This window comes from Niallia sp. FSL W8-0954 (assembly GCF_038005605.1).
GTDB classification, from domain to species: domain Bacteria; phylum Bacillota; class Bacilli; order Bacillales; family Cytobacillaceae; genus Niallia; species Niallia circulans_A.
In genome coordinates this window covers 5,058,309-5,067,608 of sequence record NZ_JBBOTN010000001.1, presented here as the reverse complement: position 1 = coordinate 5,067,608, position 9,300 = coordinate 5,058,309, and the positions used below count along the sequence as shown (strand labels likewise).

8 protein-coding genes are annotated in these 9,300 nt (G+C 34.5%); all 8 read left to right on the top strand.

What is annotated here, in order from left to right; genetic code table 11:
• Window positions 1-1,019 precede the first annotated feature (1,019 nt).
• The 8 genes from rpmH (at window position 1,020) to noc (ending at window position 8,961) form a co-directional block, all read left to right on the top strand.
• Window positions 1,020-1,154 carry a 50S ribosomal protein L34 gene (gene rpmH, locus NX902_RS24665; RefSeq protein ID WP_016201470.1) on the top strand — a complete coding sequence of 45 codons (135 nt, stop codon included), beginning with the start codon at window positions 1,020-1,022 and terminating at the stop codon, window positions 1,152-1,154.
• A gap of 178 nt (window positions 1,155-1,332) precedes the next feature.
• Window positions 1,333-1,680: a ribonuclease P protein component gene (gene rnpA, locus NX902_RS24660; protein ID WP_047944605.1), complete on the top strand. Its 348-nt coding sequence runs from the start codon at window positions 1,333-1,335 to the stop codon at window positions 1,678-1,680.
• A gap of 139 nt (window positions 1,681-1,819) precedes the next feature.
• Window positions 1,820-2,554 (top strand): YidC family membrane integrase SpoIIIJ, encoded by a 735-nt coding sequence (gene spoIIIJ, locus NX902_RS24655; protein WP_369988879.1) that lies wholly within the window; start codon window positions 1,820-1,822, stop codon window positions 2,552-2,554.
• Window positions 2,551-3,180: an RNA-binding cell elongation regulator Jag/EloR gene (gene jag, locus NX902_RS24650; protein WP_095333227.1), complete on the top strand. Its 630-nt coding sequence runs from the start codon at window positions 2,551-2,553 to the stop codon at window positions 3,178-3,180. Before spoIIIJ ends, jag begins: the two co-directional genes overlap by 4 nt.
• Before the next feature lie 433 nt (window positions 3,181-3,613).
• Window positions 3,614-4,999, top strand: coding sequence for a tRNA uridine-5-carboxymethylaminomethyl(34) synthesis GTPase MnmE (gene mnmE, locus NX902_RS24645; protein ID WP_095333229.1), 1,386 nt, complete (start codon window positions 3,614-3,616; stop codon window positions 4,997-4,999).
• Between the two features lie 73 nt (window positions 5,000-5,072).
• Window positions 5,073-6,953 carry a tRNA uridine-5-carboxymethylaminomethyl(34) synthesis enzyme MnmG gene (mnmG, locus tag NX902_RS24640; protein ID WP_095333231.1) on the top strand — a complete coding sequence of 627 codons (1,881 nt, stop codon included), beginning with the start codon at window positions 5,073-5,075 and terminating at the stop codon, window positions 6,951-6,953.
• 24 nt (window positions 6,954-6,977) lie between these two features.
• A complete protein-coding gene (rsmG, locus tag NX902_RS24635; protein WP_095333233.1) occupies window positions 6,978-7,697 on the top strand; it encodes a 16S rRNA (guanine(527)-N(7))-methyltransferase RsmG in 720 nt (239 codons plus the stop codon).
• A gap of 373 nt (window positions 7,698-8,070) precedes the next feature.
• Window positions 8,071-8,961: a nucleoid occlusion protein gene (gene noc, locus NX902_RS24630; protein ID WP_095333235.1), complete on the top strand. Its 891-nt coding sequence runs from the start codon at window positions 8,071-8,073 to the stop codon at window positions 8,959-8,961.
• Window positions 8,962-9,300 lie beyond the last annotated feature (339 nt).

Here is a 9,300-nt window from a genome sequence, read left to right as displayed (position 1 = left end):
GTATCCTCGCCTCCTTTTCTCAAAGTTAATTGTATTAGCTCTGTTCATCCTAGCAGATGATCTATCTTAAAACGTATAGAAAAAGATAATTTTCAATAGGAATGGTTAAAATTACTCAATTTATCGTTTCTGAAAAAATATTAAAAACAAAAAAAGAGCCTTAAAGCCTTAAGATAAAATCGCTCAGAAATACTTTTGCTAAAAAATTTAAAATCAATGGATGCGATAAGCAGCAATCGTAAACAGGTGTTAAATATTTTTTTTGCAAAAGTTGATATTTTTTTCTTTGCTTCCTGTATTTAGTCGTCAAATTCCTGCAAAAGGAATCATCTAATCGTGACTTTGGACAAAATCTTGCGCTATATTGATATAAATAGGCAAGATAACAGGAAAGTTGTCCTTTTCTAATGTGGAAAAATATATTATAAGGAAGATTAGTGGTATTTCGACAGTATCCACCATCTGTGGAAAACTCTGTTCAGTCACAAAGAATAAGATGTCCACAACTTATCCACAGATTGTGGATAATGGAGTTATGCACAGATTTTATTCAGATGTGAAAACAAAACTATAATAACAAAAATTTATAAGAACTGCAATGCTTTTTAATATCTTATCCACAAGTCAATTAGGTTGTTAGTAATAAATGTCCACAAGGTATTAGTTTGTTGAAAAGTTGTAAATAACTATTGTGGAAAAAATATTACCGTCGAAATTTATCCACAATCGTCGAAAGGATAGTTAAAAATGCTCAAAATTAGATAAATGAAATTTTTGTTGAATATCCAAATTGGTAAAAATTATTCGTTAAGAAATAGAAATGTTGGGAAGGATTATGAAGTAGAATAGAAAAATATGTGGTATACTATTGCAATGGCCTAAAAAGATAGGAACATCACTAAATAAAGTGATCCATAAAATTAGATAAATAAAATGAATAGTTGACAATTAATTGCCTATGTTTATATAATTGTAAGGACTGTCTATAACAGCTATTCCTCAGGGAGGTGTCATATACAATGAAAAGAACTTATCAACCAAATAAACGTAAAAGAAGTAAAGTTCACGGATTCCGTAGCCGCATGAGCAGCTCAAATGGACGTAATGTCTTAGCGCGCCGTCGACGCAAAGGAAGAAAAGTATTATCAGCTTAGGCCACTGAAAAGTCAGTGGTCTTTTTTCAATTAAAAGGAGAAGGGAATGATCTTGCATAAAAGGACAGACCCTTCCTTTTTTTACAATAGATTGGTTTACTTCACGTTAAGATGCCTATCTAATTCTTTCTTTTATTGGGAAATTAGGTAAGTTGGAGGATTGAAGGAGTTATAAACGTTGAAAAAAGAATTTAGAATCAAGAAAAATAAAGAATTTCAGTCTGTTTTTAAAAAAGGGCAATCTTTTGCCAATCGACAGTTTGTTATTTATAAATTGAAAAAAGAAGAACAAGTGCATTTTCGTATTGGCTTATCTGTTAGTAAAAAAATCGGCAATGCCGTAAAAAGAAACCAGATAAAACGCTATGTAAGACAAGCATTTCTTGAATTAGATGACATGTTGGAAAATAAGTATGATTATGTCATAATTGTAAGAAAGCCTGTTGCTGATATGTCTTTTGAAGAAGTAAAAAAGAGTCTTATCCATATTTTGAAAATAGCAAAAGTTCTTTCAAAAAAGAATTAAGGGGAAAATCCTATTAAAGCGTTTCCTACCATTCGTTTATCGGTTACAATACTTATTAAGTAATATTCGAAAATTATATTACAGGAGGATTTGCAGCTTGAATAAGAAATTTTTATTGATAGTTGGTCTACTTTTTTTAATGACCATTCTAACAGGATGTACAGAGTTTAATCAACCAATAACTTCTGAAAGTGAAGGGATTTGGAATGAATACATTGTATATCCATTATCTCAATTGATTATTAAAACAGCAGCATTCGCTGGGGGTAGTTATGGTATCTCTATTATTATCGTAACTATTTTAGTTCGACTGGTTATTTTACCGCTTATGATTAAACAAACAAGAAACAGTAAGGCAATGCAGGCAATCCAGCCACAGATGAAAGAGCTGCAGCAAAAATATAGCTCGAAAGACCAAAAGACACAACAAAAGCTTCAAGAAGAAACAATGAAGTTATTCCAAGAGAATAAAGTAAATCCATTAGCGGGTTGTTTCCCTCTAATCGTACAAATGCCTATATTGATTGGATTTTATCATGCAATTTCTCGTACAAGAGAAATTGCTTCCCATGATTTCTTATGGTTCAGTTTAGGACAGCCTGATCCAATCTATTTACTACCGATAATAGCTGGTGTAACAACATTTATTCAAACAAAACTATCAATGGCAGGAGCACCGCCAAATCCGCAAATGCAAATGATGGTTTGGATTATGCCAGTGATGATTTTAGTATTTGCTATTAATTTTCCGGCAGCATTATCTCTTTACTGGGTAGTAGGGAATATCTTTACAATTGTTCAAACGTATTTTATCAAAGGTCCTGAAATTAAAACTGCTGGACAAACTAGCAAAGCAGGAGGAGCGAAGAAGTGAAAGAAGTTACTGCCGTAGGACAAACAGTCGACGCAGCAGTGGAGTCAGCTTTAGCTCAGCTTAAGACAACAAAGAATCAAGTTGAAATCATTGTTGTTGAGGAAGGAAAAAAGGGATTTCTTGGTTTTGGTTCTAGAACAGCAAAGGTAATTGTAAAGAAAAAAGTGAATCCAGTGGAATTAGTAGAGGAATTTCTCAAAGATGTTTGCGAAAAAATGGGCGTTCCGGTTAAGATTCAAGTAAAACAAAATGGCAGAAATATATTGTATGAATTATCTGGTGAAAAAATTGCTCTATTAATCGGTAAAAGAGGGCAGACCCTTAATTCTATTCAATATCTAGCACAATTGGTCATTAATAGAGAATCAAAAGAATACTTAAAAGTATTATTAGATGCAGAAGGCTACCGTGAACGAAGAAAACAGGCGTTAATTCAGTTAGCGGAAAGAATTGCCTATAAAGCGGTTAAAATAGGCAAAGAGATTCCGCTCGAACCGATGCCCGCTGATGAAAGAAAAACAATTCATACTGCTTTGGTATCTTTCAAAGGAATAAAAACTTACTCTTCGGGAGAAGATGCGAAAAGGCATATAATTATTGCACCGATTAAGATGAAAAATAGATAGAAAAAGAGATTGTCTCTCAAGAAAGAGGCAATCTCTTTTTTTGCCTTTAAAAGAAGTTAGTGGTTATTTCCCATTATGGATGGTTCGTTGGTTATTTAGTTTTGGAGGCAGAGCCATGAAAGAAGGAACAAAAGCAACTATCGAATAAAAGTGATTTAGAAAAAAGTAATAGGAGCTAATAAACTGGATCTAAGCATCCATAAAATTAGTAAGAAGAAGGGCATTGCTTTTGTAATTTTATTTTTCGTTTTATTGTTATTCACATGTGGATAAGATAAAATGGTAAGTAATGATAAAAATGAATGTGGATAAGTGTGCGGATTTTTTTCTTTTTTTACATTTGTGGATATGTTAATCTAATCTATTGTAATCATGTCAAAGGTGAATACAATCATTTAAATAGATATTATTTTTTTGAATTGAGGTGAAAAAGATGGAATTAGATACAATTGCTGCGATATCGACGCCAATGGGCGAGGGAGCGATCGCAATCGTTCGATTAAGTGGGCCGGATTCAATAAAAATCGCAGACAAGCTCTTTAAGAGTATAGGAAATAAAAAGTTAAGTGAGGTAGCAACTCATACGATACATTATGGACATATCATGGATCCAGCAACAAATGAGGTTGTGGAAGAAGTAATGGTATCGTTGATGAGAGGGCCGAAAACTTTTACAAAAGAAGATGTTGTCGAAATTAATTGCCATGGTGGACTTGCCTCGGTGAATCGCTTATTGCAGTTGACTACTTCTCATGGTGCAAGAATTGCCGAACCAGGTGAATTTACAAAAAGAGCCTTTTTGAATGGAAGAATCGATCTTTCTCAGGCAGAAGCGGTAATGGATTTAATAAGAGCCAAAACAGATCGAGCGATGAATGTAGCACTTGGACAAATGGAAGGAAGATTATCGAAATTAATCAAGCATTTGCGCCAAGAAATTTTAGAGACATTAGCTCAAGTAGAGGTTAATATAGATTATCCAGAGTATGATGATGTGGAAGAGATGACACAGCAAGTGATGTTCGAGAAATCGAAGTATATTAAGACGGAGATTGAAAAATTACTGCAAACATCACAACAAGGAAAGATTCTGCGAGAAGGTCTAGCAACCGTTATTGTGGGAAGACCAAATGTAGGGAAATCCTCTTTATTAAATAGTTTAGTGCAAGAAAATAAAGCAATCGTTACAGATATCCCTGGTACAACAAGAGATGTCATTGAAGAATATGTAAATGTGCGCGGAGTTCCTCTTCGTTTGCTGGATACTGCCGGTATTCGAGAAACAGAAGATATTGTAGAGCGAATAGGGGTAGAGAAATCTCGGAAGGTACTACGAGAAGCAGATTTAATTTTGCTTGTCTTAAATTATGCGGATGATTTAACAGAAGAAGATAAGAATATTTTTAAGGCAACAGAAGGTATGGATTTTATTGTAATAGTTAATAAAACAGACTTACCACAAAAGATTGATTTAGAAAAAGTAAAAGAACTTGCCGGTAATCGAAAAGTCATTACGACTTCTTTAGTAGAAGAAAATGGTGTAGATCAATTAGAAGAGGCAATATCCAGCCTATTCTTTGAAGGTTCCATTGAAGCAAGTGATATGACTTATGTTTCTAACTCTAGACATATTTCCTTATTGAATCAAGCATTAAATGCTATTAGTGATGCAATAGTAGGCGCAGAAACTGGAACACCAATCGATATTGTACAAATTGATTTGACAAGAACGTGGGAAATACTTGGTGAGATTATTGGTGAAAGTGTTCATGAAAGCTTAATTAATCAGTTGTTCTCGCAATTTTGTTTGGGGAAATAAATGAATTAACATAAATAGTACAGAGCCTCGAAATCAAGCTAAAAGAAAGACTTAGAAAGAAGGAGGCATCATGATGCAGTACGAAGCTGGAAATTATGATGTAATTGTTATTGGTGCAGGCCATGCAGGTTGTGAAGCAGGACTTGCTGCAGCAAGACTAGGCGCCAAAACATTAATGTTAACAATTAATTTAGATATGGTTGCTTTTATGCCCTGTAATCCATCTGTGGGAGGACCAGCAAAAGGGATTGTTGTTAGAGAAATTGATGCCCTTGGCGGCGAAATGGGTAAAAATATTGATAAGACCTATATTCAGATGAGAATGTTGAATACAGGAAAAGGACCTGCAGTCCGTGCACTAAGAGCTCAGGCTGATAAATATATGTATCAACATGAAATGAAAAAGACATTAGAAAATGAACCTAATCTGACATTAATTCAGGGGATGGTAGAAGAATTAATAGTAGAGGATCAAGCTGCAAAAGGTGTCATTACGAAAACGGGTGCTACGTATCGTGCAAAAACAATTGTCGTCACTACTGGAACATATCTTCGCGGCGAAATTATTTTAGGGGAGCTTAAATATTCAAGCGGTCCGAATAACCAGCAGCCATCCATTCGATTATCAGAACATTTACAGGAGCTAGGTTTTGACTTAGTTCGCTTTAAAACAGGAACACCTCCTCGTGTAAATAGTCATACTATCGACTACTCTAAAACAGAAATACAGCCAGGAGATGATGTTCCAAGAGCATTTTCTTATGAAACAACGAAATTTATTACAGAACAGCTTCCTTGCTGGTTAACATATACAAATGAAACAACACACCAAATTATTGATGCAAACTTACATCGTTCTCCGATGTACTCAGGGATGATTAAAGGAACTGGACCACGTTATTGCCCATCAATTGAAGATAAAGTGGTTCGATTTAACGATAAACCGCGACATCAAATTTTCTTAGAGCCAGAGGGAAAAAACACTCAAGAAGTTTATGTGCAAGGATTATCCACAAGCTTGCCTGAAGATGTTCAACAGGAAATTCTAAGAACGATACCAGGATTAGAAAATGTGCAAATGATGCGTGCGGGATATGCAATTGAGTATGATGCAATTGTGCCAACACAGCTATGGCCAACATTGGAAACAAAGAAAATCAAAAATCTTTATACTGCTGGTCAAATTAATGGAACTTCAGGATACGAAGAGGCAGCAGGGCAAGGATTAATGGCTGGGATAAATGCAGGCTTAAATGCTTTAGAAAAAGAAGAAGTTATTTTAAGTCGTTCTGATGCATATATTGGCGTTTTAATTGATGATTTAGTTACAAAGGGTACAAATGAACCTTACCGTCTTTTAACTTCTCGAGCAGAATATCGTTTATTACTTCGCCATGATAATGCAGATTTGCGTTTAACGGATATTGGCTATAGAATTGGTCTTATTTCTGAAGAACGTTACGCAAAATTCTCGGAGAAAAAGCAATTAATTGAAAAAGAAAAGCAACGTTTAAGCGAAGTCATGCTAAAGCCAAATGAACAAGTTCAAAACGTTATTAAAGAACAAGGCGGCAGTGAATTAAAAGATGGCATAAGAGCAGGAGACTTATTAAAGCGACCTGAAATGAATTATAGTCATATTGAAGGACTGGCACCTAGTGAGATAGAATTAACGGAAGATATAAAAGAGCAAGTAGAAATTCAGATAAAGTATGAAGGCTATATTGAGAAATCCTTACAGCAAGTAGAAAGACTAAAGAAAATGGAGAATAAAAAAATTCCTGAGAACATTGATTATGATGCTATCTCTAGTCTTGCAACAGAAGCAGTACAGAAATTAAAAAAAGTTCGACCATTGTCCATTGCGCAGGCATCAAGAATATCTGGGGTAAATCCAGCAGATATATCCATTTTATTAGTTTATTTAGAACAAGGGAAAATTGCTCGAGTTTAATCTCTGGATAGAAAGGGTTCATGCATGAATACGGAAGAATTTATTCAAATGCTCTCCGATAAAGGAATCACTTTATCGGAAAAGCAAATAAATCAGTTTGAGCTCTACTATGAAACATTGGTAGAGTGGAATGAAAAAATGAATTTAACAGCTATTACGGAAAAATCAGATGTTTATTTGAAGCATTTTTATGATTCCATTACTGCTGGATTTTACTATGAAGGGTTTCATCATCCTGCACAGCTATGTGATGTGGGAGCTGGGGCTGGCTTTCCAAGTATTCCTTTAAAAATTGTCTTTCCTGATTTAAAGGTAACAATTGTTGACTCCTTGAAGAAAAGAATTCACTTTCTTGAGCATCTAGCGTCCGTTTTAGAGTTAGAAGAGGTTAACTTTATTCATGACCGAGCAGAAACCTTTGGCCAAAATAAAGAGTATCGTGAAACATTTGATATTGTTACGGCCAGAGCTGTAGCAAGACTTTCCGTCTTAAGTGAACTTTGTCTACCACTAGTAAAGGTTGGAGGTACTTTTGTTGCTATGAAAGCAGCAAGTGCCAAAGAAGAACTGGAAGCTGGAAAAAAGGCTGTAAACCTATTAGGAGGAAAGGTGAATGCAACACACGCCTTTTTGTTGCCAATTGAAGAAAGCGAAAGAAATATCATCACAATCGCAAAGGAAAAGCCAACACCTAAAAAGTATCCTAGAAAACCAGGAACTCCTAATAAGGAACCAATCGAATAGGGAAAGCCTAAGCAATTTAGCGGGATGAAATGTTAGCTGTCTTAAAGCTAATTTCACGTCTTTCGAAGATACTCTTTTTTCCACCCCTCTTTAAAGTGAAGTTTGTCGAATGATAAGGGGTGGAATCTTACTATGAAGACAGTAAAAATAGGCGATTAATTTTAAGCTATTACGAAAGAGAAAAGAGAATGATATAATCATTCATAGGATTAGGACTATATCAATTATCATATCTACTATATAATATACCTATAATTGTCATATTCTATTAAATTTCGAGAAGTTTCTTTCTATAAGTTAGATGACTTTGCAGGGATTAATGTTTCATATAGAGAATAATTAATAGGGAGTTTTGTAAAGGTGGTGCAGGGTGATGAAGCCTTCTTTCTCACGATTTTTTGGACTAGGCGAAAAAGGAGATCCAATAGAAGATGCTAGTCAATTAGGTGCAGATGCTGCTCAAGAGGAGATCGAGAATATGGGAAACAGTGAAGAAGTTAGAAAAATCCCAATTCATCAGATTGTTCCTAACCGTTTTCAACCAAGAACGGTATTTGATGATGAAAAAATTGAAGAATTAGCTCGTACAATCCATACCCATGGTATTATTCAACCAATAGTAATTAGAGAGTATGAGCAAGATAAATTTGAAATCATTGCTGGAGAACGAAGATGGAGAGCAATGAAAAAGCTTGGTTGGGAAGAAGCGCCAGCTATCATAAAAAACTTGAGTGATACAGAAACTGCGTCTGTTGCACTTATTGAAAATCTTCAAAGAGAAGAGCTTTCTCCAATTGAAGAAGCAATTGCATATGGAAAATTATTAGAGCTGCACAATCTTACCCAGGAGGCCCTTGCGCAAAGATTAGGGAAAGGGCAATCGACTGTTGCGAATAAATTGAGACTTCTTAAATTGCCAGAAGAAATTCAAGAAGCTTTATTAAATAAAGAGATTTCTGAGCGTCATGCTCGTTCGATGATTCCATTAAAAGAACGCGAAAAACAAATTCAGCTTTTACAAGAAATCATTGAAAAGGGCTTAAACGTAAAGCAAACAGAAGAGCGTGTAGTGAGAATGCTCGAACAGACGAAGCAGAAGCCAAAGCCAAAAAGAAAGGCTTTTAGTAAAGATATGCGGATAGCTGTAAATACAATCCGCCAATCATTAAATATGGTTTCTGATAGTGGTATTAATCTGAATGCTCAAGAAGAAGAATTTGAAGATTTTTACCAATTTACGATTAAAATACCGAAAAAGAAATAATAGGTTAATAGATTTTATATAGCATAATTATTTATATTTCCTTGAAGATTTTGAGCTCTGTTAAATTCCATTTGTATTAAGAATTCCTTTTCGTCATTATATTTATTTAACAGAGCATATTTTTTGTGAGAATAATAGCCATTTATGCTGATTCTCACTTTTTTATAGGATGATTTTTTCCTCAAAGGACACCACAAATAAAAATTTAAAACCTCCATTGCTTATTTACGATGATTATTTTTAGGCCAATCAAATAGAGAAATTCTCCAAAAATACTTGTAATAATAAGGTTTTATCCCTTATTTTATTGTAGGAGTTTCTTTTCATTTTCCATCATTA